Annotated in this window: 23 protein-coding genes and 1 tRNA gene; 12 read left to right on the top strand and 12 right to left on the bottom strand. The window is 67.9% G+C overall.

The window, feature by feature from the left end:
* The first annotated feature begins 13 nt into the window (after positions 1-13).
* The 3 genes from glgA (at position 14) to HCX50_RS13565 (ending at position 2350) form a co-directional block, all read left to right on the top strand.
* On the top strand, positions 14-1198 hold the full coding sequence (gene glgA / locus HCX50_RS13575) for a glycogen synthase (RefSeq protein ID WP_167634748.1): 1185 nt from the start codon (positions 14-16) through the stop codon (positions 1196-1198).
* A gap of 17 nt (positions 1199-1215) precedes the next feature.
* Positions 1216-2001 carry an ABC transporter ATP-binding protein gene (locus tag HCX50_RS13570; RefSeq protein WP_091036812.1) on the top strand — a complete coding sequence of 262 codons (786 nt, stop codon included), beginning with the start codon at positions 1216-1218 and terminating at the stop codon, positions 1999-2001.
* Positions 2002-2092: 91 nt separating this feature from the next.
* Positions 2093-2350 carry a type B 50S ribosomal protein L31 gene (locus tag HCX50_RS13565; RefSeq protein WP_091036810.1) on the top strand — a complete coding sequence of 86 codons (258 nt, stop codon included), beginning with the start codon at positions 2093-2095 and terminating at the stop codon, positions 2348-2350.
* 75 nt (positions 2351-2425) lie between these two features.
* On the opposite strand, the gene HCX50_RS13560 is transcribed toward HCX50_RS13565, so the two are convergent.
* The 3 genes from HCX50_RS13560 to HCX50_RS13550 are packed head-to-tail and all read right to left on the bottom strand — an operon-like array spanning position 2426 to position 6019.
* On the bottom strand, positions 2426-2710 hold the full coding sequence (locus HCX50_RS13560) for a hypothetical protein (RefSeq protein ID WP_091036807.1): 285 nt from the start codon (positions 2708-2710) through the stop codon (positions 2426-2428).
* A gap of 55 nt (positions 2711-2765) precedes the next feature.
* Positions 2766-4019: an alpha/beta fold hydrolase gene (locus HCX50_RS13555; protein ID WP_091036804.1), complete on the bottom strand. Its 1254-nt coding sequence runs from the start codon at positions 4017-4019 to the stop codon at positions 2766-2768.
* Positions 4016-6019, bottom strand: coding sequence for a DUF262 domain-containing protein (locus HCX50_RS13550; protein WP_167634747.1), 2004 nt, complete (start codon positions 6017-6019; stop codon positions 4016-4018). Before HCX50_RS13550 ends, HCX50_RS13555 begins: the two co-directional genes overlap by 4 nt.
* Positions 6020-6195: 176 nt before the next feature.
* On the opposite strand from HCX50_RS13550, the gene HCX50_RS13545 reads away from it, so the two are divergent.
* Positions 6196-6969 carry a hypothetical protein gene (locus HCX50_RS13545; protein ID WP_029261781.1) on the top strand — a complete coding sequence of 258 codons (774 nt, stop codon included), beginning with the start codon at positions 6196-6198 and terminating at the stop codon, positions 6967-6969.
* 172 nt (positions 6970-7141) lie between these two features.
* A complete protein-coding gene (locus HCX50_RS13540) occupies positions 7142-7645 on the top strand; it encodes a DUF3145 domain-containing protein (RefSeq protein WP_029261782.1) in 504 nt (167 codons plus the stop codon).
* A 151-nt stretch (positions 7646-7796) separates the two neighbouring features.
* Here the strand turns inward: HCX50_RS13540 and yczR are convergent, their stop codons facing one another.
* Positions 7797-9200 (bottom strand): MocR-like transcription factor YczR, encoded by a 1404-nt coding sequence (yczR, locus tag HCX50_RS13535; RefSeq protein WP_167634746.1) that lies wholly within the window; start codon positions 9198-9200, stop codon positions 7797-7799.
* Positions 9201-9295: 95 nt separating this feature from the next.
* Between yczR and yczE the strand changes: the two genes are divergently transcribed.
* Positions 9296-9961 carry a membrane protein YczE gene (gene yczE / locus HCX50_RS13530; protein ID WP_167634745.1) on the top strand — a complete coding sequence of 222 codons (666 nt, stop codon included), beginning with the start codon at positions 9296-9298 and terminating at the stop codon, positions 9959-9961.
* A 77-nt stretch (positions 9962-10038) separates the two neighbouring features.
* Here yczE and HCX50_RS13525 read toward each other — a convergent pair whose 3' ends face one another.
* The 6 genes from HCX50_RS13525 to aceE form a co-directional block, all read right to left on the bottom strand.
* Positions 10039-11277 (bottom strand): beta-ketoacyl-[acyl-carrier-protein] synthase family protein, encoded by a 1239-nt coding sequence (locus tag HCX50_RS13525; RefSeq protein ID WP_167634744.1) that lies wholly within the window; start codon positions 11275-11277, stop codon positions 10039-10041.
* A 94-nt stretch (positions 11278-11371) separates the two neighbouring features.
* Positions 11372-11620, bottom strand: a complete 249-nt coding sequence (locus HCX50_RS13520; RefSeq protein ID WP_017830435.1) for an acyl carrier protein — start codon at positions 11618-11620, stop codon at positions 11372-11374.
* Between the two features lie 68 nt (positions 11621-11688).
* Complete coding sequence (locus HCX50_RS13515; RefSeq protein WP_091036787.1) at positions 11689-12690, bottom strand: beta-ketoacyl-ACP synthase III; 1002 nt, start codon at positions 12688-12690, stop codon at positions 11689-11691.
* A complete protein-coding gene (locus HCX50_RS13510; protein ID WP_167634743.1) occupies positions 12687-13607 on the bottom strand; it encodes an acyltransferase domain-containing protein in 921 nt (306 codons plus the stop codon). Before HCX50_RS13510 ends, HCX50_RS13515 begins: the two co-directional genes overlap by 4 nt.
* 94 nt (positions 13608-13701) lie before the next feature.
* On the bottom strand, positions 13702-14898 hold the full coding sequence (locus HCX50_RS13505; RefSeq protein ID WP_029261788.1) for a PucR family transcriptional regulator: 1197 nt from the start codon (positions 14896-14898) through the stop codon (positions 13702-13704).
* A gap of 31 nt (positions 14899-14929) precedes the next feature.
* Entirely contained in the window at positions 14930-17656 is a 2727-nt protein-coding gene (aceE, locus tag HCX50_RS13500) for a pyruvate dehydrogenase (acetyl-transferring), homodimeric type (protein WP_091036781.1), read from the bottom strand.
* A 154-nt stretch (positions 17657-17810) separates the two neighbouring features.
* On the opposite strand from aceE, the gene HCX50_RS13495 reads away from it, so the two are divergent.
* From HCX50_RS13495 to HCX50_RS13480, 4 genes are all read left to right on the top strand, one after another.
* Positions 17811-17883: transfer RNA gene (locus HCX50_RS13495), tRNA-Val, on the top strand.
* A 50-nt stretch (positions 17884-17933) separates the two neighbouring features.
* On the top strand, positions 17934-18491 hold the full coding sequence (locus HCX50_RS13490; RefSeq protein WP_091036779.1) for a dihydrofolate reductase family protein: 558 nt from the start codon (positions 17934-17936) through the stop codon (positions 18489-18491).
* A gap of 143 nt (positions 18492-18634) precedes the next feature.
* A complete protein-coding gene (locus HCX50_RS13485; RefSeq protein ID WP_167634742.1) occupies positions 18635-19522 on the top strand; it encodes a TIGR01777 family oxidoreductase in 888 nt (295 codons plus the stop codon).
* 55 nt (positions 19523-19577) lie between these two features.
* A complete protein-coding gene (locus HCX50_RS13480) occupies positions 19578-20531 on the top strand; it encodes an L-lactate dehydrogenase (protein ID WP_091036774.1) in 954 nt (317 codons plus the stop codon).
* 37 nt (positions 20532-20568) lie between these two features.
* On the opposite strand, the gene HCX50_RS13475 is transcribed toward HCX50_RS13480, so the two are convergent.
* Positions 20569-21333, bottom strand: a complete 765-nt coding sequence (locus HCX50_RS13475; RefSeq protein ID WP_091036770.1) for an SDR family oxidoreductase — start codon at positions 21331-21333, stop codon at positions 20569-20571.
* Positions 21334-21433: 100 nt separating this feature from the next.
* On the opposite strand from HCX50_RS13475, the gene HCX50_RS13470 reads away from it, so the two are divergent.
* On the top strand, positions 21434-22270 hold the full coding sequence (locus HCX50_RS13470) for a helix-turn-helix transcriptional regulator (protein WP_091036768.1): 837 nt from the start codon (positions 21434-21436) through the stop codon (positions 22268-22270).
* Between the two features lie 11 nt (positions 22271-22281).
* Here HCX50_RS13470 and HCX50_RS13465 read toward each other — a convergent pair whose 3' ends face one another.
* Positions 22282-23121 carry an aldo/keto reductase gene (locus HCX50_RS13465; RefSeq protein WP_091036764.1) on the bottom strand — a complete coding sequence of 280 codons (840 nt, stop codon included), beginning with the start codon at positions 23119-23121 and terminating at the stop codon, positions 22282-22284.
* Between the two features lie 43 nt (positions 23122-23164).
* On the opposite strand from HCX50_RS13465, the gene HCX50_RS13460 reads away from it, so the two are divergent.
* Positions 23165-23587, top strand: coding sequence for a YchJ family protein (locus HCX50_RS13460; RefSeq protein WP_167634741.1), 423 nt, complete (start codon positions 23165-23167; stop codon positions 23585-23587).

Here is a 23587-nt window from a genome sequence, read left to right as displayed (position 1 = left end):
CTAGCGTTCAGACATGCGAGTCGAAATGATCACGAAGGAGTACCCGCCCGAGGTCTACGGCGGTGCCGGAGTACACGTGGCGGAACTCGTCGCTGCGCTTCGAGAGCACGTCGACGTGCGGGTGCGCGCTTTCGGCGCGACCCGCGACGAGCCCGGCACCTTCGCGTATCGCACGCCCGCGGAGCTCGCCGGTGCGAACCCCGCATTGCAGACGCTGGGGACGGATCTCGAGATCGTCTCCGCGATCGCCGAGGCCGACCTCGTGCACAGTCACACCTGGTACGCGAACTTCGCCGGTCACCTCGCCTCGCAGCTGCACGGCATCCCGCATGTGCTCACCGCGCACAGCCTGGAGCCCCTCCGCCCCTGGAAGGCCGAGCAGCTGGGCGGCGGGTACGCGATCTCCAGCGGCATCGAGCGACTCGCCTACGAGAACGCCGCCGCGGTCATCGCGGTGAGCGCCGGCATGCGCGCCGACATCCTCCGCAGCTACCAGCAGGTGGATCCGGCAAAGGTTCGCGTGATCCACAACGGCATCGACGTCGAACGCTGGCGCCCGGTGCAAGACGCGGAATTCCTCCGTTCGATCGGAATGGACCCCGCCCGCCCGTCCGTGGTGTTCGTCGGTCGGATCACGCGGCAGAAGGGTCTGCCGTACCTGCTGCAGGCCGCCCGACTCCTTCCGCCCGAGGTGCAGCTCGTCCTGTGCGCCGGTGCCCCGGACACTCCCGAGATCATGGCCGAGGTGCAGGAGGGCGTGCGCCTTCTGCAGGAGACGCGTGGCGGCGTCATCTGGGTGGAGAGGATGCTGCCCCGCGACGAGCTGTCGGCGATCCTGACCGCGGCGACGACCTTCGTGTGTCCCTCCGTGTACGAGCCGCTCGGGATCGTGAACCTCGAGGCGATGGCCTGCGGTGCCGCTGTCGTCGGCACCGCGACCGGGGGCATCCCCGAGGTCGTGGCCGACGGTGTCACGGGCCGGCTCGTGCCGATCGAACAGCTGCAGGACGGGACCGGCACGCCGGTGGATCCGGAGCGCTACGTGGCGGATCTGGCCGCGGTGCTCACCGAGGTCGCCATGGATCCGGAGCGGGCGCGGGCCTACGGAGAGGCCGGACGCGAACGCGCACGGGATGACTTCAGCTGGGCCGCGATCGCCGAGACGACGCGCGCGCTCTACGCGGAGCTCACCGCCTGAGCCGATAGGCTGGAACCATGCCGAGCGCTCTGGAATTCACCGACGTCGTCGTGCGCCGTGAAGGACGCAACATCATCGATCACGTGACCTGGGAGGTCGACGACGATCAGCGATGGGTGATCCTCGGACCGAACGGTGCGGGCAAGACCACCCTTCTGCAGCTGGCCGACACGCTCATGCACCCGACCGCGGGCACCGTGACGGTGTTGGGGGAGACCCTGGGGCGTACCGACGTCTTCGAGGTGCGCCCGCGCATCGGCTTCGCGTCGTCCGCGATGGCCAAGCGCGTTCCCCGCGACGAGACGGTCCTCAACACCGTACTCACCGCCGCATACTCGGTGCTCGGTCGCTGGAACGAGAACTACGAGGACATCGATGAGCGCCGCGCGCTCCGCGTCCTCGCCGACTGGCGCCTAGACCATCTGGCGGAACGCACGTTCGGCACGTTGAGCGACGGCGAGCAGAAGCGCGTGCAGATCGCGCGCGCCGTGATGACCGATCCGGAGCTCCTGCTGCTCGATGAGCCGACCGCCTCGCTCGATCTCGGTTCGCGTGAAGAGCTGCTGGCGCTGCTCAGCGGGTATGCGTCCTCGCCGACGACGCCGGCGATGCTGATGGTGACGCACCACGTCGAGGAGATCCCCGTGGGCTTCACGCATGTGATGCTGATTCGCGACGGCGCGATCGTCGCGGCCGGACCGATCGCCGAGACTCTCACGGCCGAGGCGCTCACCGACACGTTCGGCATGCCCATCGTGCTCAGCAGTGAAGACGGCCGCTACGCCGCCCGCGCAGCATCCTGATCCAGGTCTGATAGAATCGATCCTTGGTGCTCTCCGCACCGCAGACTTCCCTCGTCCCTGGCACAATCCAGGGCAGCAACTAAGGAATCCCATGAAGACTGACATTCACCCCGAGTACAAGGCTGTCGTGTTCCGCGACCTCGGCTCGGGCGAGACGTTCCTCACCCGTTCGACCGTGACCGGCGACAAGACCATCGAGCTGGACGGCGTGGAGTACCCCGTCATCGATGTCGAGATCTCGGCCGCGTCGCACCCGTTCTACACGGGCAAGCAGCGCATCATGGACTCGGCCGGCCGCGTCGAGAAGTTCAACCAGCGCTTCAAGGGCTTCGGCGGATCGTCCAAGTAACGACTGCCACGATGAAGGCCCCATGCTCCTCGGAGTGTGGGGCCTTCTTCGTTCCTCGAGAGCTCTGCGACGGTCTCAGACGTCGATGACGATGCGGCCGGCGTCGATGCGGCTCGGCGGGTCGCCGGGCGACGGCGCCGGCGCAGTCCGCTGCGTCTGCCGGTCGCGTTCCTGGCTCGCCTCATGAGCGGTGGGCGACCAGACGCTGTCGAAGACGCCGACGAGGCCGCCGTTGGCGACGTGCTCGTACTTCTCCTCGACCGGCTTCCGCGAGAAGGTGTGCATCATCCCGAAGATCAGCAGGGCGGGGCCCATGCCCAGCACGATGACCACGGTCGCCCACGCCATCAAGTCCTTCATGACTTCAGGATAGGCGTGACGGAGAAGAGCGGCATCCTCCTCGAGGCGGAGATCCTCAGCGCAGGCGGCCGCCCTGTGCCAGGTCGATGAGGCGGGAGAGCACGGGACCCGAACGCAGCCCGTTGTGCTCGTGTTCGCTGGTCACCCACAGCTTCACCCCGGGCAGCAGGCGTGCTGTCTCGAGCGAGAAGTCCATGGGCACGTAGACGTCATCGACGTAGACCGCGGCAGCACCCGTCGCGCCGGACGCGGCGATCGCCTCGGCGTCGTAGATGCTCGGCCACTCGTGCTCAGCCAGTGCGAGGGTCACGTCACGCCAGGGGCGGAAGGCGGGGACCGTCTCGGTCCAGTCGCGTCGGATGTGCTCGCCCGTGAAGAGCGTGGGGTCGTCACGGAAGTCGGAGGGCTCTGTCCGTTCGGCCGACCAGCGGGTGGCATGGCCGTCGGCATAACTGGACTCGTGGAACGCGAAGTAGAGCGGGTTGCGGCCGTCGAAGGGCATCGCGTGCATCAGGTCGTATCGGAACGCGTTGGACGACGGATCGCGCTCGAGCAACGACCAGACGGTCTGCCAGCCGTCGTTCGTGCCGAGAGCAGAGCCCATCGACCGCAACCGTGATCGGGACACGATCTCGCCGTCGGGGAGCACGATGTCACCGGCATCCGCCATATCGACGAGTCTCCGCATGGCGTCGCGGTGCTCCGGGAACCGACGGTAGTACCGCTCGGAGGTCGTGCGCATCTTGTCGTAGCAGAGCGCGTACACATCATCGGGGTGGCGGCCGATGGCACTGAGCCCACCCGTGATGAAGACGTCTTCCAGGGAGGAGGCGTCCGTCGACAGGTAGGCCAGGGTCGTGAAGCCGCCGAAGGACTGCCCGAGCACGCTCCAGGTGGCAGCACCCAGGTGTTCGCGCAACGCCTCGCAGTCGCGCACGATCGCGTCGGCCCGCAGATGGGTGAGGTGCTCGGCCACGGCCTCAGCGCCCCGCGCGAGATCCTCGTCGCCGACCGGGGTCGAGCGACCCGTGCCGCGCTGGTCGAGGAGCACCAGTCGGTAGTGGGCGAGTGCCTCGTCGAGCCAAGCCGGCGAGGTCGAAGAGTGGAACGGACGGGGAGCCTCGTGTCCCGGTCCTCCCTGCAGGAAGACCAGATAGGGGAGGGTCTCACCGCCTTCGCGGGAGACCACGCGCGCGAAGACGTCGATGGTGCGGGAGTCGGCAGGATCGCCCCAGACGAGCGGGACGGTGAGCGTGTGCTCTTCGACGGTGAGATCCAGCAGCTGGCGGACGACGGTGGTCATGGTCACATCACATTCCCGATGTAGGAGTACTTGACGAAGACCTCCGAGGCGATGCCCGACTCCTCGAGCACCCCCTGCACAGCGGTCATCATGTAATTGGAGTCCCAGCCCATGTAGAGGAAGTGGGACTCGTCGAGCTCGTCCCATTGCCCCTTCCACGCCATGTCCTGGTAGATCGGTCCGCCGTGGGCGGCGCAGTATGCAAGGGCAGCGGCCCTCGTGTCGGTCCATGCGCGTCGGAACACCCGGTTGAACAGGTACTTGACGTCGGGCACCTCCCAGCGTTCACCGCGGTACTCGACGTAGTCGAACTCGCGCTCCCAGCCGGTGGGCCAGCCGCGACGGCGCACGGCATCCAAGATCGGGGTCAGGCCGTCGTCATCGATCTCCGGCAGTGCGGGTCGCGCCCAGATGCGGATCAGGTCGGCAGTGAGAGCGACCGTGCGCTGGGTGATCGCCGCGGTGTTCCATGTCGCGACCTCGGCCAGCTCGCGGGTCGCCGGCACTGCGCTGCGGGCATACGCCTCGGTGCGCTTGACCGGGAAGGCGGCGCCGAACACGCGCTCGGTCAGCGGCTGCTCGAGCAGCGTCAGGTTGCCGAGAGTCGGGGCGAGCGCGCGATGGCTGTTCTGCTCGTCCTCGGAGTACTCGTTCCAGGGCCGCTCCCCGTCTCCCGACCAGGCGTCGCCGGGGACGGTCGGCACGATGTGCTCCACGTCGAACGCATCGACGTCGTCGACTCCCTCCAGCCGCCCGAGCACATACGTGGGGTGGGGGAGTTCGCTGTACTTCAGCACGGCGCTCACACGCTCGTCGGACGGGGTGATCCGTGCGAAGGCGCGCGCGAGTGAATCGCGGCCATCCCGGCGGGCTCGGCAGAGCCTGGCGATGAGCCTCTCGGCCGGAAGGTTGACCAGCGCCCGACGGAGGTACAGGGCCTGGATCCACTCCAGCGTCTCGATGAGTTCGACGCGATCGATGAGCCCCCGTGCGTGGTCGCTGTACACACTCATCACGAGGGGATACGACGAACGCCCGAAGGTGTTGACATGGCGGAGCTGCTGCGCGATCTCGGGGTCCTGCTCCCGTGACGGGTCGAGGAGGGTGCCGTAGATCTCAGCGAAGTGCCGCCACTCCTCCGCGTCCGCCTGCAGGTGGGCGACGTCGACGCGGGGGAACGACTGCCGGAACGCGCTGTACACGCCGTGCTCGCCGTTCGCCGCCACCTCTCGTCCGGTGACGAGCACCAGGTAGTGCCGCCAGAACGCGCCGATCGCCTCTCCGGTGTGATTCTCGATCGGCACCCAGAACCGGGCTTCGACATCGACCTGCTCCGCGTGGCTGAGCCCCATCAGGATGTAGTTGTGGATGAGCTCATGGTCGCGCAGCGGCTCGCCCGTCGAGTTCAGGCTCTCGAAGATCTGCTGCGCGTTCGCCTGGGCTCCGAGGGTGATCGACACGTGCTCGAGCTTCTGCAGCCCACGCCAGATGAGCGGGACCTCGTCCACAAGGATCTGACTGCGGAAGAAGGCGTAGTTATCGTCGAAGCGGGACTCGCGGTCCGCATCGTCGCGACGGTCGAGCACGACGGACTCGTACAGGTCGGCCCAGGCATCGTGCGGGCGCAGCTTGGTGCGGCCGGGGGCATCCGAGCGCACGAGCACGCGTTCCAGCGAAGCGGCCAGAGTGGGGTCGGTGTCGCGGATCGCATGGTGCAGCGCGGCGACCAGCAGCATCAGCGTGGTGATGCGCTGCTGACCGTCGATGAGGATCAGGTCGGAATCCGCCGAGGTGCCGTCTTCGGCGGAGAGGATCGAGCCGATGAAGTGGCGGTGGGCGTCGTCTTCGCGAGCGACGGCGCGGATGTCGGAGAGGAGGCGCTCGCACCCGCCGATGTCCCAGCGGTACTGCCGCTGATACACGGGGACCACGATGGTGGTGGTGCCCGCCGCGAGCCACTCGATCGTGTTGACTGCTGTCGCCTCGACGTTGGTCGCGGTGCTCATACTGGTGTCTCGTCCTCCCGTAGCGACGGGTGCCGAGGACTCGCCGGGCGCCCCGATCAGTCTATTCGGTTATCCACGGCCGACCTCCGAAGGGCTCGCGGGCTTCGCTGTTAGGCTTGCCTTATCAGGGCCTGTTAAAACGTGCTGGCCCCCGATGAAAGGAACATGACTCGATCATGGGTTACATCAAGTCCGCTGCCCTCGAGGAAAAGGGATTCGTCGTCCTCGACAGCTACAACCAGGAGCTCGACCCCAAGGAATGGCTCGACATCGAGTACAACGACTGGAAGTCGTCGGGTGACACACGCTTCGCGCCGCTCGCCAGTGCCTTCGGCGACATCGAGTGCAACGGCTTCTGGAACCACAAGCCGCCGCGCACCGACAAGGACGGCGTCTGGATCGATTCGCAGACCGAGAAGGCTCCGAACCTGACGCGTCGTGCGCAGGAGCCCGGCGCCAACGTCGGCCGCTGCCGCGTGATCGAGCTGCAGCCGACCCCGTACGGCGAGTGCCTCTACAACCTCCACCAGGACGACAACAACCGTCTGAACCCCGACGGCACCGGCTGGGTGGTCCGCGGCTTCTTCAACCTGACGGACGACAAGGACAGCTACTTCGTCCTGCGTGAGAACCGCACCGACCCGAGCATCGAGTACCGCATCGCCCTTCCGGCCGGCGCGCAGCTCATCGTCGACACCCAGCGTCTGTGGCACGCCGCCACGCACAACGGCACCGAGCCGCGCTACTGCCTCATCACGTCGTGGACCTCGGGCCCCGAGCTCGACGCCTACATCGAGAAGTACAACGGCACTGACGATGTCCCCAACTACGAGGTCGACCAGGAGACGCTGGAGTTCGGCTACGCCGAGCAGGCGCGCAAGGACGCTGCTCGTGCCGCGTACTACGCCGCGAAGGGCCAACAGGTCAAGCAGGCCATGAGCGAGGCGTGATCCTCTTCTGAGCACTGCGAAGGCCCCGGTCCCTGTGACCGGGGCCTTCGTCGTCGAATCACATGCTTGTGATTTCAGGAGATCTCGGCGAGAATGGGCCCACAACCGCATATTCTCGCCACTTCGTGGTTCAGGTCGTTGGGGAAGACGCACCTGATGAAACGGAGAGATCATGGCGACGGCTTACTCACGCGGAGTGGTGTTCATCCACTCTGCGCCTCGCGCGCTCTGCCCGCACCTCGAATGGGCGGTGGGTCGCGCTATCGGGCGCGCGGTGAATTTCGACTGGACCGCGCAGCCCGTCCTCGAGGGCGCCCGGCGGGCCGAGTTCTACTGGGACGGCCCTGTCGGCACCGGTGCTGCTCTCGCGACGTCCATCCGCGGGTGGGAGCATCTGCGGTTCGAGGTGACCGAGGACCCCACTCCGCGCAGCGACGGCGGACGCTGGCTGCACACTCCCGACTTGGGCATCCATTACGCCCAGACGGATGCCGCCGGCAACATCGTCATCGGCGAGGACCGGATCCGCTACGCGATGGAGATCGCCGCGGGCAGTGCGATCGAGTTGCAGCGCGAGTTGGACATCGCGCTCGGATCTGCCTGGGACGAGGAACTGGAGCCGTTCCGTCATGCCAGCGACGACGCCAGGGTCGTCTGGCTCCACAAGGTCGGTTAGCCGACACCACAGACCGGGAGCGGGGGAGGCGTGAGTATCGGATGCCGGTGAGTCATCCCGGACGCTGAGAAGACGTATCCCCGCTCCGCACGACGAGGACCCCGCCCCGGAAACGAGGCGGGGTCCTCGTCGTGCAGAGGTGGCCCGCCGGTCAGATGACGGCGGTGTGCTGCAGCTCGTGGGTGCGCGAGTGCGCGCCGCCGCGCACGTCTTCCCAGGCGAGAGCCAGTCGTTGCATGGCCTCGGTCGTCCGCTCCGGCGGGAGGGTGATGGGGATGCGCAGTCGACGTTCGAGCACGCCGCCGGTCGTGAAGCGGGGGCCCGGCGGCAAGACGAGACCTTGCTCTCGCGCAGCCAGGGAGAGGGAGGTGGAGAGCGGCGCCCCGATATCGATCCAGGCCGAGAGGCCGCCGGGCGTAGACGGCATCCGGAACCCGGCGATCCCTGAGACGCCGCGCTCGACCGCGTCGCGCCCGGCGCGCAACCTGCGGCGGACGTGAGATGTCAACGCCGGCATGTCGTCCAACAGCTCCACGGCGATGCACTGCTCCAGCAGTGCGGTGCCCAACTCGAAGGAGGGGCGCACGGCGAGCAGTCGCGCGATCACCGAGCGCTCCGCGCGGATCCAGCCGATCCGCATACCGCCCCAGGCGATCTTCGACATCGATCCGACCGTGATGACATTCGGTCCGCTCGCAGCCATCGGCGCAGGGGCCCATCCGCGATCGATGTCGAGTTCTGCGGTCGTCTCGTCGACGATGAGGTGGGTGCCGACGTTCCGAGCCGTCGTGACGATCCGCGAGCGCTCGTCATCGGGCAGCGTCGCGCCGGTCGGGTTGTGGAAGTCGGGGATGAGGTAGGCGACGTGCGGGCGCGTCCCGAGAAGCGTCTCGTTCAGATGCCGGGTGTCCCAGCCGTCGACGTCGACGGGCGTGGGCACCAGTCGGTATCCGTGCCGGTGCAGCGCTTCGAGCGCGTGGGGGAACGTCGGCTGCTCGACCAGTGCCTTCTCGCCGCGACGTCCGATGGCCGTGAGGATCAGGTTCACGGCGTTGAGCGCCCCCGACGTGATGATGATCTCGTCGGCGGAGGTCGGCGCTCCGCGATCGCGGAACCGCTGGGCGACGGCTTCACGGAGCTCAGGGAGCCCGCGGAGCGAATACCCGCTGGTGCCGCGCAAAGCCGCGAGGCGGGGAAGGGAGCGGACTGTCGCGTCGTACAGGCCGGGTGTCGAATCCATCGAGGCGATCGAGAGGTCGATGGCGTCGTCGTCGGCGTCCGCGCCCGCAGCGGTGCGACCGTGCGGCAGCGTGACCCGGGTGCTTCCTCCGTGCAGGCGGGAGACGTAGCCGTCGGCCTCCAGCAGGCCGTAGGTGCGGGTGATCGTCGAGCGTGATCGGCGCAGTTCGAGCGCGAGCGCCCGCTCACTCGGCAGACGCTCGCCGACCGTGAGGCGGCCGTCGAGGATCAGCGCCCTGATGCGGTCGGCGAGCGCCGTCGCCGCGGTGCCTGCGACGTTATCCGCTCCGAGCTGTTCGACGAGCCGTGATCCCATGCCTCCAGCATGGCGCAAAGTGGTCTGATATGTGCAGGCCACTTTGCGGCGAGTGGCTTCGCATCGGACCGTGGTCCACGGGCCAGAGTAGGAGGATGTTCCTCCGTTCTCTGTTCCTCCCCATAGCCGCCACCAGCCGGCGTGACCTCGTCGAGCGGCTCGTGCAGCTTCTCGTCGGCCTGTTCCTCTACGGTGTGGCGCTCGGCTTCATGGTGCGAGGCGGCATCGGTGTGGCGCCGTGGGATGTTCTGGCGTTGGGCCTGGCGGGGCAGACAGGCGTCGGATACGGGGCCATGACCGTGCTCGTCTCGATCGTCGTGCTGCTGCTGTGGATCCCGCTGCGTCAGCGGGTGGGGCTCGGCACGGTGCTGAACGCGCTCCTGGTCGGGCCGAGCGCCGATCTGGCGCTCTTCCTGATCCCGCAGCCCGCTTCGGTGTGGATCGGTGCCCCCATGTTCGTCTTCGGACTCCTGCTCCTCGCCTTCGCGACGGGCCTCTACATCGCTGCCGACTTCGGGCCTGGGCCGCGCGATGGCCTGATGACGGGCTTGGTCCGCCGCACCGGATGGGCGGTGTGGCTCGTCCGCACCCTGATTGAGGGAAGTGTGCTGCTCGTCGGCTTCCTTCTCGGCGGCCCTGTGGGCGTCGGAACGGTGCTCTTCGCCTTCGGAGTCGGTCCGCTGATCGGGTGGTTCCTGCCCCGCATCACGCGCATCCGTGAAGCCCGTTCGCGTCAGCTCGGGGCGCTGCGCGCCGCCTGACCGGCTCCGGACTCCGGTCCTGTTGCGCGAAGAGAGGCCCTCGGAATCCCGGGGGCCTCTCTTCGTGTTCTGCAGCGTCAGTCGGCGCTGGCGACGACCAGCACGGCGTTGTGTCCGCCGAACCCGAACGAGTTGCTGATGGCGATCTGCGGGCCGTCGCCGAGCGGCGTGGCCTCGCCGGAAAGGCGGAACGGAACCGCCGGGTCGGGCTCGGTCATGTTGATGGTCGGCGGAGCGACGCGATCACGCAGCGCGAGAAGCGAGAAGATCGCCTCGAGTGCCCCCGTACCACCGAGCAGGTGTCCGGTGGAGGCCTTCGTCGCCGACACGGGGATCTCGTCGATCCGGTCACCGAAGACCTTCTTGAGCGCGACGTACTCGTTGGGGTCGCCGACCGGGGTCGATGTCGCGTGCGCGTTGATGTGCGTGACCTGGTCGGCGGTCACGCCGGCCTCCTCGAGCGCCTGCGTGACGGCCCGCGCCGCGCCGTTGCCCTCGGGGTCGTTTCCCGTGATGTGGTAAGCATCGGCCGTGACTCCGCCGCCGAGCACGTAGCCGTAGATCTTGGCGCCGCGTGCCTTGGCGTGCTCCTCGGTCTCGAGGATCAGTGCGGCAGCGCCCTCGCCCATGACGAACCCGTCACGGTCGATGGCCCCGGGGCGGGAGGCGTGGGCAGGATCGTCGTTCCGACGCGACAGCGCCTGCGCCGACGCGAACGAGGCCATCGTGATCGGGTGGATCGCAGACTCGGTGCCACCGGCGATGACGACGTCTGCAAGGCCGTCCTGCAGGTGGTGGAAAGCGTGGATGATCGACTCCGTGCTGGAGGCACATGCGCTGACGACGGTCTGTGCGTAGGCACGGGCGCCGAACTGGAGCGAGAGGTTGCCCGCCGCGGCGTTCGGCATGAGCATCGGAACCGTGAGCGGCATGACGCGTCGTGGGCCCTTCTCGCGGAGCGTGTCCCAGGCGTCCAGGAGGGTCCAGAGGCCACCGATGCCGGTGGCGAAGTCGATGCCGAGCCGCTCGGGCGCGACCTCGGGGGAGCCGGCGTCGGCCCACGCCTCGCGGGCGGCGATGAGGGCGAACTGCGACGACGGATCGAGGCGCTTGGCCTCGTGGCGGGGGAGCACCTCTTCCGGGCGCACGATCGCCTCGGCGGCGAACGTGACGGGCAGCTCGTACTGCTGAACCCAGTCGTGTTCGAGCGTGCGGGTGCCGGACATTCCGGCCAGCAGGTTCGTCCAGTTCTCCGGGGCCGTGCCGCCGATGGCGGACGTGGCGCCGATGCCGGTGACGACGATGCGCTTGGTCATGGGGTGTGGTTCCTTGTCGAACGTCGAAGGGGGTGAGAGGGCAGGGCGGAGGATGCCACTCCCCGCGAGATGCGGGGGTGGCATCCTGCCGGGATTACTCCTGGCCCGCGACGATGAAGCTGACGGCGTCGCCGACGGTCTTCAGGTTCTTGACCTCGTCGTCGGGGATGGTGACGCCGAACTTCTCCTCGGCGTTGACGACGATCGTCATCATCGAGATGGAGTCGATGTCGAGGTCATCGGTGAACGACTTCTCGAGGGCGACCTCGGAGGCGTTGATGCCGGTCTCGTCGGTGATGAGCTCTGCGAGGCCTGCGAGGACCTCATCGTTGGTGAAAGCCATGTGGTCTTCCTCTTTCTTACGGGTTGTATTCGGAACCGTGGAACAGTCTAGAGAAGGTCAGCGCATTCTCAGGGAAGGACGACGACCTGTGCGGCGAACACGAGTCCAGCGCCGAAGCCGATCTGCAGGGCGAGACCGCCCGAGAGCTCGGGGTGCTCGGCCATCAGACGGTGGCTCGCCAGGGGGATCGACGCCGCCGAGGTGTTGCCCGTGGTCTCGATGTCGCGGGCGATCACCGTGGTCTCCGGCAGCTTCAGCTGCTTCGCGAACTCATCGATGATGCGCATGTTCGCCTGGTGCGGGATGAATGCGGCGATGTCGGCGGGTTCGACGCCGGCCCGGTCGAGCGCCTCGCGCGCGACCTTGGCCATCTCCCACACGGCCCAGCGGAAGACCGTCTGGCCCTCCTGGCGCAGGGTCGGCCACGGCACCACGCCGTCGCGGAAGTCGGTCAGCGTGCCGTTCATGCCCACCGCTTCGGCCTTCGAGCCGTCGGAGCCCCAGACAGCGGGGGCGATGCCCGGCGTGTCGCTCGGGCCGATCAGTGCGGCACCCGCGCCGTCGCCGAGGAGGAAGGAGATGCTGCGGTCGGTCGGGTCGACGACGTCGGACAGTTTCTCGGTGCCGATGACCAGGGCATAGCGGGCTGCCCCCGCCTTGATCAGCGCGTCGGCCTGGGCGATCGCATAGGCGTAACCGGCGCAGGCCGCGTTGATGTCATATGCGGCGGCCGGATTCGCACCGACGCGGTCGGCGACGATGGCCGAGACCGAGGGGGTCTGCTTCGGGTTGCTGATGGTCGCGACGATCACCAGGTCGACCTGATCGGCAGGCACGCCCGACTTCTCGATGGCCTCGGCTGCGGCCGTGGTGGCGAGGTCGATGGCGTCGGTGCTCTTGTCGGCACGGGCACGGGTGATGATGCCGGTGCGCTGGCGGATCCACTCGTCGCTGGAGTCGATCGGCCCGATCAGGTCTTCGTTCGGTACGGCGTTCTCACCGCGGGCGGCACCGTACGAGTAGATGCGGGTGTAGGCGGGGCCGGTGACCTGGGCGAGGGTGACGCTCATGCGGCTTCTCCGTTCAGCAGCGCGACGGCTGCATCGAGGTCTTCGGGGGTCTTCACAGCAACGGTCGGCACGCCACGGAGGCCGCGCTTGGCGAGACCGACCAGGGCGCTAGCAGGAGCGAGTTCGATCACACCGGTGACGCCGGCGTCCGAGAACGACTGCATGCACAGGTCCCAGCGCACGGGGGAGGAGACCTGGTCGACGAGGTAGTTGAGCGCCTGAGCGCCGTCAGCGACGGCAGAGCCGTCACGATTGGTCCACAGCGTGATGTCGGGGTTCGCGGGCGTGACATCGGCGACCGCATCGCGGAGGGCCGAGACGGCCGAGGCCATGTAGCGGGTGTGGAACGCACCGGCGACCTGGAGGGGGATCACGCGCGTGCCTTTGAGGGGCTCCTCGGCGAGAACTGCGAGGGCAGGAAGCGCGCCGGCGACCACGATCTGTCCGCCGCCGTTGTAGTTCGCGGGGGCGAGGTCGAGTTCGGCGAGTCTGGCGAGGAGGGCTTCTTCATCGCCACCGAGAACCGCGCTCATGCCGGTCTGCTCCTGCGCTGCGGCATCGGCCATCGCGCGACCGCGGATGCCGACGAGGCGCATACCGGTCTCGGCGTCGATCACATCGCTGCCGACGAGCGCGGCGATCTCACCCACCGAGTGACCCGCGATTCCGTCGGCGCGGCGGCCCGCCTTCTGCACCAGCGCGTCGCCGGCGATCAGGGAGGCCGCGACGATCAGCGGCTGCGCGATACGCGTGTCGCGGATCGTGTCGGCATCCGACGTCGTGCCGTGTTCGCGGAGATCGACCTGTGCGGCATCCGAGTACGCGGCGAGGCGCTCGGCCACTCCGTCGAGCTCGAGCCAAGGAGCGAGGAAACCGGGGGTCTGCGAGCCCTGACCTGGGCATACGACGACAATCACCCACCCAGTCTGCCAACGATTGCGGCAGAGCGGTGGATGATCCATCACAAGATTGCGAGAAACCCTTGTGTGTGGCGTACAGATCGGCCAGGTATCAGCGCTGCTGTCGCCGAAGCGGGGCTCGTCGCCGCACCTGCTCGGCCGTGCCGATGGAGCCGAGGATCAGCGCGGTCTGCAGGATGAGCGCCTCACGGGGACCGGTGGCATCCCACCCGATGACCTCGCTTACGCGCTTGAGCCGGTAGCGCACGGTGTTCGGGTGCACGAAGAGCTCGCGGGCCGTCGCCTCGAGGGAGCGCCCGTTGTCGAGGTAGCTCCAGAGCGTCGTGACCAGGTCGGTGGAGTGCGCCTGCAGGGGACGGAAAATGCGCTCGATCAGCGTCTGCTTCGCGAGCGGGTCTCCGGCGAGGGCTCGTTCCGGGAGCAGGTCGTCGGCTTCGACCGGACGGGGAGCGCTGCGCCAGGCGCGGGCGACGGCAAAGCCGGCGAGGGCTGCCCGGGCGCTCTGGCTCGCGTCGACGAGCGCCGCGACAGCGGGCCCGAGCACGACATAACCCGGTCCGAACGACGGCTCGAGTCGGGTCGCGATCTCCTGGAACCCCAGTTCCTCTTCTTCGCCTTCCGCTCCCTCGGCGCGTGCGCGCCCGAGCACGAGGACGAGACGAGAGCCCTGAACGCCGATGAGCACGTCGACGGCGAGCTTCCTGGCCGTTCGGCGGACCAGGTCCACGTCGAACTGGGGAGGGGTGGTGCCGACCAGGACGGCGACCTCGCCGTGGCCGTGCCAGCCGAGTGCCGCGATCCGGCTCGGAAGCTCTTCGTCGGCTTCGCCGGTGAGGATCGAGTCGACGACGAGGGCTTCGAGGCGCGCATCCCAGAGGCCGCGGGCCTCCGCAGCTCTGGCGTACACATCCGCCGCCGCGAAGGCGACGTCGCGCGAATACAACAGGATCGCCTCGCGGAGATCGTTCCCCCGGCCGGCGACGCGTTCCTCGGTGACCTCGACGGTCACACGGATGAGCTGCAGGGTCTGCTGGAGGCTGACGCTGCGCAGCAGCTCACGCGGTGCCGCGGCGAAGATGTCCGCCGCTATCCACGGCGTGGAGTTGGGGTCTTCGTACCACTGGATGAACGACGTGATTCCCGCCTGGGCCACCAGCCCGACCGCGGAGCGGCGGGCTGGTGGCATGTCGGCGTACCACGGGAGGGTGTCCTCCAGGCGCTTGATCGTCACCGAGGCGATGTCACCGGAGATCCGGCGCAGCCAGGTGAGCGTCGCGGCCTTGTCCATGCCGGAAGGAGAAGAACCTGTCACCGAGGGCTCAGCTTTCGCCACCCGCGTTGCCGCTGGTGCCGGCGTTCACGTCGTGCAGACGGTACTTCTCGATCGCCTGCGCCGCGAGCGAGCGGTCGACCTTGCCGTCTTCAGCGAGCGACTGCAGCGTGCGGACGACGATCGACGGGCCGTCGATCTTGAAGAAGCGACGAGCGGCTGCACGGGTGTCCGAGAAGCCGAAGCCGTCGGCGCCGAGCGTGGCGAAGCGGTTCGGCACCCACGGACGGATCTGGTCCTGCACAGCGTGCATGAAGTCGCTGACCGCGACGACAGGTCCTTCGGAGCCCTGCAGCTTCTCGGTGAGATACGCGGTGCGGGGCTCCGCCTCGGGGTGCAGGAAGTTGTGCTCGTCAGCGGCGAGGCCGTCGCGGCGCAGCTCGGTCCAGGAGGTGACCGACCAGACGTCGGCGATCACGCCCCAGTCGTTCTTCAGCAGCTCCTGGGCCTCGAGAGCCCAGGGGAGTCCGACACCCGATGCGAACAGCTGCGCACGGGGGCCGTCGCCCTCGCCGACGGAGATGCGGTGGATGCCGCGGACGATGCCGTCCACGTCCACGTTCTCCGGCTCGGCGGGCATCACGATCGGCTCGTTGTAGAGCGTGATGTAGTACATCACGTTCGGGTCCTCGTGGTTGCCGCCGTACATGCGCTCGAGACCGGAGCGCACGATGTGCGCGATCTCGTAGCCGTAGGCCGGGTCGTACGAGATCGTCGCCGGGTTGGTGGCGGCGAGCAGATGCGAGTGGCCATCGGCGTGCTGGAGGCCTTCACCTGTGAGGGTGGTGCGACCGGCGGTGGCGCCCATGATGAAGCCGCGGGCCATCTGGTCTCCGGCAGCCCACTGGGCGTCGCCCGTGCGCTGGAAGCCGAACATCGAGTAGAAGATGTAGACCGGGATGAGTGGCTCGCCGTGCGTGGCGTAGGAGGTTCCGGCGGCGGTGAAGGCCGCGAGTGCGCCGGCCTCGTTGATGCCGACGTGCACGATCTGGCCCTGCGGGCTCTCCTTGTAGGCGAGGAGCAGCTCACGGTCCACCGACGTGTAGTGCTGGCCGTTCGGGTTGTAGATCTTCGCCGAGGGGAAGTACGCGTCCATGCCGAACGTGCGCGCCTCGTCCGGGATGATCGGCACGATGCGGTGGCCGAAGTCCTTCGAACGCAGCAGGTCCTTGAGCAGACGGACGAAAGCCATGGTGGTGGCGATCTCCTGCGTGCCGGAACCCTTCTTGGGAAGCGCGTACGCAGTGTCGTCCGGCAGCGACAGCCCGACGTGCGTCGAGCGGCGCTCCGGAAGGAAGCCACCGAGCGCATTGCGGCGCTCGAGCATGTACTGGATCGTCTCGTCCTGGGGTCCCGGGTTGTAGTACGGGGGCAGGTACGGGTTCTCTTCGAGCTGCGCGTCCGTGATCGGGATGTGCATCGCGTCGCGGAACGTCTTGAGGTTGTCCAGCGTCATCTTCTTCATCTGGTGGGTCGCGTTGCGGCCCTCGAAGTGCGGACCGAGGCCGTAGCCCTTGACGGTCTTCGCGAGGATGACGGTGGGCTTGCCCTTATGCTCGGTCGCTGCCTTGAACGCGGCGTAGACCTTGCGGTAGTCGTGGCCACCGCGCTTGAGGTTCCAGATGTCGTCGTCGGAGTAGTCCTTGACGAGGGCGGCGGCGCGCTCGTCGCGGCCGAAGAAGTGCTCGCGGATGTACGCGCCGGACTCGGCCTTGTACGTCTGGTAGTCACCGTCGGGGGTGACGTTCATCAGGTTGAGCAGAGCGCCCTCGGTGTCGCGGGCGAGCAGGTCGTCCCACTCACGACCCCAGACGACCTTGATGACGTTCCAGCCGGCGCCGCGGAAGAACGACTCCAGCTCCTGGACGATCTTGCCGTTGCCGCGCACAGGGCCGTCGAGGCGCTGCAGGTTGCAGTTGACGATGAAGGTCAGGTTGTCGAGGCCCTCGTTGGCGGCGACCTGCAGCTGGCCGCGGCTCTCGACCTCGTCCATCTCGCCGTCGCCGAGGAACGCCCAGACGTGCGACTGGGACGTGTCCTTGATGCCACGGTTCTCGAGGTACTTGTTCGACATCGCCTGGTAGATCGCGTTGATCGGGCCGAGACCCATCGACACGGTCGGGAACTGCCAGTACTCCGGCATCAGGCGCGGGTGCGGGTAGGAGGGGATGCCGTGCGGCGCGTGCGACTTCTCCTGGCGGAAGCCGTCGAGCTGGTCCTCGCTCAGGCGTCCTTCGAGGAAGGAGCGGGCGTAAGTGCCGGGGGAGGCGTGACCCTGGATGAAGATCTGGTCGGCGCCGCCCGGGTTGTCGGCACCCTTGAAGAAGTGGTTGAAGCCGACTTCGTAGAGAGCCGCCGACGAGGCGTAGGTCGAGATGTGACCGCCGACACCGATGCCGGGGCGCTGTGCGCGGTGCACCGTGATCGCGGCGTTCCACCGGATCCAGGCGCGGTAGCGGCGCTCGATCTCCTCGTCACCGGGGAACTCGGGCTCGTTCTCGGAGGCGATCGTGTTGATGTAGTCCGTCGTCGGGACCATCGGCACGCCCAGGTGCAGCTCCTTCGAGCGCTTGAGCAGGCTGAGCATGATCTCGCGGCCTCGGCCGTGGCCCTTGGCATCGACCAGCTCGTCGAGGGACTGCTGCCACTCGCCGGTCTCCTCCGGATCGCTGTCGAGTGGGCCCTGGGAATAAGGATCCTGGTCGTGCACGGTCACGGGGCGAACCTTTCGTCAAGCTGGCAGGTCATGCCAAGGAAACGGGAAGCGACACGGGCAGCCTTGTCAGCTGTGCACAACGCGCGCCGCAATCAGCCTATCCCTCTTCTACGACACGGGTGCGCATCGGGTGGCCGATACACTGGGTGCACCAGGGCCTTTAGCTCAGCTGGTAGAGCGCCACGTTTACACCGTGGATGTCGTCGGTTCGATCCCGGCAGGGCCCACACCACCTCGAACCCTGGCGGTCGCCGCGTCGCAGTCCTATGCTCCCCGCATGGGACTCCTGACCTTCAGCATCAATGTCACCCTCGACGGCTGCGTCGACCATCGGGAGGGCATCGCCGATGACGAGACCCATCCCCTCTTCACTCAGCTCATGGATGATGCCGGCGCGATGCTCTGGGGGCGCACGACCTACGAAATGATGGAGAGCGCGTGGCCGGCGGTCGCCCGCGGAGAAGTGGAGGCGGACTCCACGATGCGGGAATGGGCGGTCAAGCTCGACGCCAAGCCGAAGTACGTGGTGTCGTCCACCCGCGAGGACTTCCCCTGGGCGAACAGCCACCGCATCGCCGGAGACCTGCGCGAGGGCGTGCAGAAGCTCAAGGACGAGACACCGGCGGGGGTGCTGCTCGGCAGCATCTCTCTGGCCGCGGAACTCGACCGGCTCGACCTCATCGACGAGTACTGGTTCCTCGTCCAGCCCCGCATCGCCGGTCACGGACCGACCCTCTATCGGAGCGGGCTGCCGAGCACGCGACGGCTCGAGCTGATCTCGGCGACGCCGCTCCGGAACGGAGCTATCTGGACGCACTACCGACGCGCCGATTGACGGCGACAGGCGGGGAAGGAATCGATGACCGGACCTACCCTTCGCGAGCCATCGGCGCAAGGCCCGCAGCTCCTCGAGCCTTGAGCGCGTACCCTCGGATCCACAGCAAGACTCGATGATCGAGGGACGGGGAGTTCTCACACATGGCGCGACGCATCGTCATCAGCGGGGCATCGGGGCTGATCGGTTCAGCCCTCGCGTCATCACTCCGCGCCGACGGCGTCGAGGTGACCGCTCTCGTCCGCCGGCCTCCGCGGTCAGACGACGAGGCGCAGTGGGAGCCGGGGGAGCGCGCGCTCGATCCGGATGTTCTCGCCGGAGCCGATGCCATCGTCGCGCTGGGCGGCGCCAGCGTCGGGCGACTGCCATGGACGAAGAGGTACCGTCGCGAGCTGACCGACTCTCGTCTGCAGGCGACGCGGACGATCACGACCGCTCTGCGTTCTCTGCGCTCCGAGGCGCCCGCCCTCGTCTCGGCGTCCGCTGTCGGCTACTACGGGTCCGTTCCCGGCGAGGTGCTCACGGAGGATTCCACGGCCGGACAGACATTCCTGGCCGACCTCACCGTGCGCTGGGAGGCCGAGGCGCGCCAGGCCGAGGACCACACCAGGGTCGCGCTGCTGCGCACGGCGCCCGTCATCCACCGGCGCGGAGTGCTCAAGCCGCTCATCCAGCTGACCCGGTTCGGCGTCTCCGGCCCGCTCGGTCGCGGCACGCAGATCTGGCCGTGGATCTCGCTCGATGACGAGGTGGCGGCGATCCGTCACGTGTTGGACCAGAAGATCGCCGGTCCCGTCAATCTGACGGGGCCCACTCCTGCCTCCTCGAACGACATCGGCCGTGCCCTCGCGGCCCGGATGCACCGTCCGTTCTGGCTGCCGGTGCCGACCTGGGCACTCCGGTTCGCACTCGGAGATGCGGCGGAGTCTCTGCTGCTCCCGGATGCGGACGTGCGCCCGCAGGTGCTGGAGCGCACGGGGTTCCGGTTCACACACGCCACCGCGGCCGCCGCCGTGGATGCCGCGCTCTGAGATCTCCCGGCGTCACCCCTCCCGGATCGGCACCCGGCACTGCAAGACTGAGCGCATGGAGATCATCGAGAACTCGAAGCTCACGGTCGTCGGTGCGGGAAGCGTGGGATCGAGCGTCGCCTACGCGGCGCTGATCCGCGGGTCGGCCCGACATGTCGCGCTGTACGACATCGCGACCGAGAAGGTGGAGGCCGAGGTGCTCGACCTCGCCCACGGGACACAGTTCACCGGTTCGAGCGACATCGTCGGCGGCAGCGACATCTCGGTGGCCGCGGGGTCGCATGTCGTGGTGATCACCGCCGGAGCGAAGCAGAAGCCGGGTCAGACCCGCATCGAACTCGCCGAGGTGAACGCCGGCATCATCCGCCGCATGATGCCGGATCTGCTCGAGGTCGCCCCGAACGCTGTCTACGTGATCGTGACCAATCCGTGCGATGTGCTCACCGTGATCGCGCAAGAGGAGACGGGGCTTCCGCCGGAGCGTATCTTCGCCTCCGGAACCGTGCTCGACACGTCCCGGCTGCGCTGGAAGCTAGGGGAGCGCGCCGGAGTCTCGACCGCCAGTGTGCACGCATACATCGTCGGCGAGCACGGCGATACGGAGTTCCCGCTGTGGTCGCGGGCGACGATCGGCACGGTGCCGATCCTGGAGTGGGAGACGCCGGGGCACCCGCGATTCACCCTCGACGAGCTGCAGGAGATCGCGGTCGACGTACGCGACGCCGCGTACAAGGTCATCCTGGGCAAGGGCGCGACCAACTACGCGATCGGTCTGTCCAGCGCGCGGATCGTCGAGGCGATCCTGAGCGACGAGCACGCCGTGATGCCCGTCAGCACCGTGCTGCGCGACTTCCATGGCCTCGACGGAGTCGCCCTGTCGGTCCCGTCGATCGTGAGCGCGAAGGGCGCCGTCCCCATCCGGAACACCTCGTTCTCGAGCGAGGAGCTCGCGCTGCTGCGTCAGTCGGCTGAGGCGCTCACGGCCGCGGCGGCGTCGCTGCGTCCCTGAGCGGGGAGCCGGAGCGGATCCGACACCCCGCGTCGGATCACCGCCCGTGCGGGTCCGTGCGGTTCAGCGTGGCGACGACCTGGTTGTAATCTCCACGCGCTTCGCCGTAGCGGAGGAACTTCACGCGCTCGACCTGGATCTCCGTGGCATCCGGCCGGGACTCGATCAGTGCCGTCACCTCGTCGATGAACTCGTCGAGCGGCATCGCTGCCTCGTTGTCCTCGTGACCCGGCATGAGCGGCGTACGGACCGCCGGCGGCTCCAACTCGAGAACCGAGACGCTCGTCCCCGCCAGCTGCAGGCGCAGCGATTCGCTGAGCATGTGGATCGCGGCCTTGCTCGCGTTGTAGGTGGGCGTCACTCGGAGGGGCGCGAAGGCGAGCCCGGAAGAGACCGTCATGATCGTCGCGTCCGACTGCGCACGCAGATGGTCGATGAATGCGGCGATGAGGCGGATCGGCCCGAGGATGTTCGTGGTGACGGTCTCTTCCGCCGTGGTGAGGAAGCCCGAAGGCGTCGTCCAGTCCTCGGTGCGCATGACCCCGGCCATCGTGATGAGGACGTTCAACTCGGGGTGCTCGGTGATCACCGTGCGCGACGCGTCGTCGATGCTTGCCGCATCCGTCGTGTCGATCCGAACCGTGTGGATGCCGGGGTGCTCCTCGGCGATTGAGGTGAGACGGTCCTGCCGGCGCCCGCCCACGATGACAGTATTGCCGCGTTCGTGCAGGCGCAGAGCGAGAGCGAGGCCGATGCCGCTGGTCGCGCCGGGGATGAAGATGGTGTTTCCGCTGATGTTCATGTTCCCAGCCTCGGCGCCGCACGGCTGGTGCTCCAGAGAGCGGTCATCCAGGGATCAGCGGTCCCTGGAATGTGCGGCGACGCCGGTGGATACTTCAGGAGTGGATCGTGATGCATTGGCCGAGTTCCTGCTCCGTCGAAGGGAGTCCCTGACCCCTGCGGATGTGGGGCTCTCGGCGGGCGCCCGTCGGCGTACGACAGGGCTGCGCCGCGAGGAGGTGGCCCAGCTGGCGACCATGTCGACGGACTACTACACGCGCCTCGAACAGCGGCGGGGTCCGCAACCCAGCGTGCAGATCCTCGCCTCGCTCGCCCGTGCGCTGCGGCTCACCGAGGACGAACGCGACTACCTGTTCCGCCTCTGCGGACACAGCGCTCCCGACCGTGCGCACGTGACCGACTACGTGCGCCCCGGCATCCTCCGCGTGCTCGACCGGTTGCACGACACCCCCGCCTTCGTCGTCTCGCTCTTCGACGAGGTGCTCGTGCAGAACGACGCCTCCCGCGCGCTCGTGGGCGACGCGAGTTCACTCACCGGTCTCGACCGCAGCGGCATCTACCGGTGGTTCGCTTATCCCGACGACGAGCGGCGTCGGTATCGCGAGGCCGACCACCCGCGACAGGCTCGTGCACTCGTCGGGTCCCTTCGTGCGGCCCACGGTGTGATGGGGGCGCGTTCACGGGCGGGCGAGATCGTCGCAGAACTCACTGCTCGGAGCCCGGAATTCGTCGAGCTGTGGGATGCGCACGAGGTGAGCCGCAGGTTCGAGCAGCACAAGGTCATGGTGCACCCCGAGCTCGGCGAGATCGAGGTCGACTGTCAGGCGCTCTTCACCGAAGACGAGTCGCAGGCGTTGATCGTGCTCACGGCCGCGCCAGGCAGCGAAGCGGCGAGCAAGCTCGAGTTCCTGCGGGTGTTGGGGACGCAGAACGTCTGATCAGACGCTAGTCAGGACTCCTCGTGGGTCCTCGGGTCGCCGTCGAACAGCCGGCCGTCGGGGCGTCCGAGTGCGGTGATCGCAGAGACCTCGGCATCGTCGAGCACGATCTCGGCCGCCGCGAGGTTCGCCTCCTGGTGCTCCCGGGACGACGCCTTCGGGATCGATACCGTGCCGCGGGCGACGTGCCACGCGAGGACGGTCTGCGCCGGGGTCGCGCCGTGCGCGGTCGCGACCTCATGGATCACCGCTTCGTCGAGCAGCTCCTTGGCGCGCCCCAGAGGGCTCCAGGCCTCGGTGAGGATGCCGTGCTCGCGGTGGTAAGCGAGCTGCTCCTCCTGCGGAAAGTACGGGTGAACCTCGATCTGGTTGACGACGGGACGCACACCGGTCTCGCGCTCGATGCGCTCCAGGTGCTCCGGGAGGAAGTTCGAGACGCCGATCTGTCGGACGATTCCGCGCGCCTGCGCGTCGACCAGCGCTGCCCATGCCTGGACGTATTCGTCCTGGCTCGGGTTGGGCCAGTGGATGAGGTGCAGGTCCGTCGCGTCGAGCCCGAGGCGCGAGCGGCTCTCCTCGATGCTGGTGCGCGCCTTCGCAGACGCGTGGTGGCGTCCGGGCAGCTTCGTGGTGACGATGATCTCCGAGCGATCGACGTCGGACGCGGCGACGCCTCGGCCGACGGATCCCTCGTTCTCGTAGTTGAAGGCTGTATCGATGAGTCGGTAGCCCGCTCCGATGCCCCCGGCGACGGCATCCGCTCCGGCATCGCCGTTGAGCGCATACGTGCCGAGCCCGATCGCCGGGAGGGCGAAGCCGTTGTGGGCGGTGAAGGTGGGGACAGTGGTCATCGTGACTCCTCCGGTGCGTTTCCTCCGAGCGTACGCTGAGGGGATGACAGCAGAGACGGACATGGCGTCGGATGACGTCGTGATCGAGGGCTCCATGCGATGCCCGTGCTCGTCCGGCGACGTGTTCGGAGGGTGCTGCGGTCCGCTGCTGCGCGGCGCCCCCGCTCCGACGGCGGAGCGCCTGATGCGGTCGCGGTACACGGCATTCGGTCTGCACGACGCGGATCACCTGCTGCGGACGTGGCATCCGACATCGAGACCGCGGACGATCGACTTCGAGCCGGAGCTCGAGTGGCGGCGGCTGCTCATCCTCGATCGCGTGGCCGGCGGCCCGTTCGATGACGAGGGCATCGTGGAGTTCGAGGCGATCTGGCGGCAGGGCACGGAGCGAGGCTCCCTGCACGAGCGCAGTCGCTTCGTCCGCGAGGACCGGCAGTGGTACTACGTGGACGGCGACGTGAGCTGA

This window comes from Microbacterium sp. B19(2022), assembly GCF_012030385.1.
In the GTDB taxonomy this organism is placed as follows: Bacteria; Actinomycetota; Actinomycetes; order Actinomycetales; family Microbacteriaceae; genus Microbacterium; species Microbacterium oxydans_B.
Note: the sequence above shows the minus strand (reverse complement) of the source record. Positions and strands in the feature narration are given on the sequence as shown.

What these genes read in the sequence shown, in the direction of transcription:
- glgA (WP_167634748.1), top strand. Translation starts at nt 14, where the DNA reads ATGCGAGTCGAAATGATCACGAAGGAGTACCCGCCCGAGGTCTACGGC.
- HCX50_RS13570 (WP_091036812.1), top strand. Translation starts at nt 1,216, where the DNA reads ATGCCGAGCGCTCTGGAATTCACCGACGTCGTCGTGCGCCGTGAAGGA.
- HCX50_RS13565 (WP_091036810.1), top strand. Translation starts at nt 2,093, where the DNA reads ATGAAGACTGACATTCACCCCGAGTACAAGGCTGTCGTGTTCCGCGAC.
- HCX50_RS13560 (WP_091036807.1), bottom strand. Translation starts at nt 2,710, where the DNA reads ATGAAGGACTTGATGGCGTGGGCGACCGTGGTCATCGTGCTGGGCATG.
- HCX50_RS13550 (WP_167634747.1), bottom strand. Translation starts at nt 6,019, where the DNA reads ATGAGCACCGCGACCAACGTCGAGGCGACAGCAGTCAACACGATCGAG.
- HCX50_RS13545 (WP_029261781.1), top strand. Translation starts at nt 6,196, where the DNA reads ATGGGTTACATCAAGTCCGCTGCCCTCGAGGAAAAGGGATTCGTCGTC.
- HCX50_RS13540 (WP_029261782.1), top strand. Translation starts at nt 7,142, where the DNA reads ATGGCGACGGCTTACTCACGCGGAGTGGTGTTCATCCACTCTGCGCCT.
- yczR (WP_167634746.1), bottom strand. Translation starts at nt 9,200, where the DNA reads ATGGGATCACGGCTCGTCGAACAGCTCGGAGCGGATAACGTCGCAGGC.
- yczE (WP_167634745.1), top strand. Translation starts at nt 9,296, where the DNA reads ATGTTCCTCCGTTCTCTGTTCCTCCCCATAGCCGCCACCAGCCGGCGT.
- HCX50_RS13525 (WP_167634744.1), bottom strand. Translation starts at nt 11,277, where the DNA reads ATGACCAAGCGCATCGTCGTCACCGGCATCGGCGCCACGTCCGCCATC.
- HCX50_RS13520 (WP_017830435.1), bottom strand. Translation starts at nt 11,620, where the DNA reads ATGGCTTTCACCAACGATGAGGTCCTCGCAGGCCTCGCAGAGCTCATC.
- HCX50_RS13515 (WP_091036787.1), bottom strand. Translation starts at nt 12,690, where the DNA reads ATGAGCGTCACCCTCGCCCAGGTCACCGGCCCCGCCTACACCCGCATC.
- HCX50_RS13505 (WP_029261788.1), bottom strand. Translation starts at nt 14,898, where the DNA reads ATGGACAAGGCCGCGACGCTCACCTGGCTGCGCCGGATCTCCGGTGAC.
- HCX50_RS13490 (WP_091036779.1), top strand. Translation starts at nt 17,934, where the DNA reads ATGGGACTCCTGACCTTCAGCATCAATGTCACCCTCGACGGCTGCGTC.
- HCX50_RS13485 (WP_167634742.1), top strand. Translation starts at nt 18,635, where the DNA reads ATGGCGCGACGCATCGTCATCAGCGGGGCATCGGGGCTGATCGGTTCA.
- HCX50_RS13480 (WP_091036774.1), top strand. Translation starts at nt 19,578, where the DNA reads ATGGAGATCATCGAGAACTCGAAGCTCACGGTCGTCGGTGCGGGAAGC.
- HCX50_RS13475 (WP_091036770.1), bottom strand. Translation starts at nt 21,333, where the DNA reads ATGAACATCAGCGGAAACACCATCTTCATCCCCGGCGCGACCAGCGGC.
- HCX50_RS13465 (WP_091036764.1), bottom strand. Translation starts at nt 23,121, where the DNA reads ATGACCACTGTCCCCACCTTCACCGCCCACAACGGCTTCGCCCTCCCG.
- HCX50_RS13460 (WP_167634741.1), top strand. Translation starts at nt 23,165, where the DNA reads ATGACAGCAGAGACGGACATGGCGTCGGATGACGTCGTGATCGAGGGC.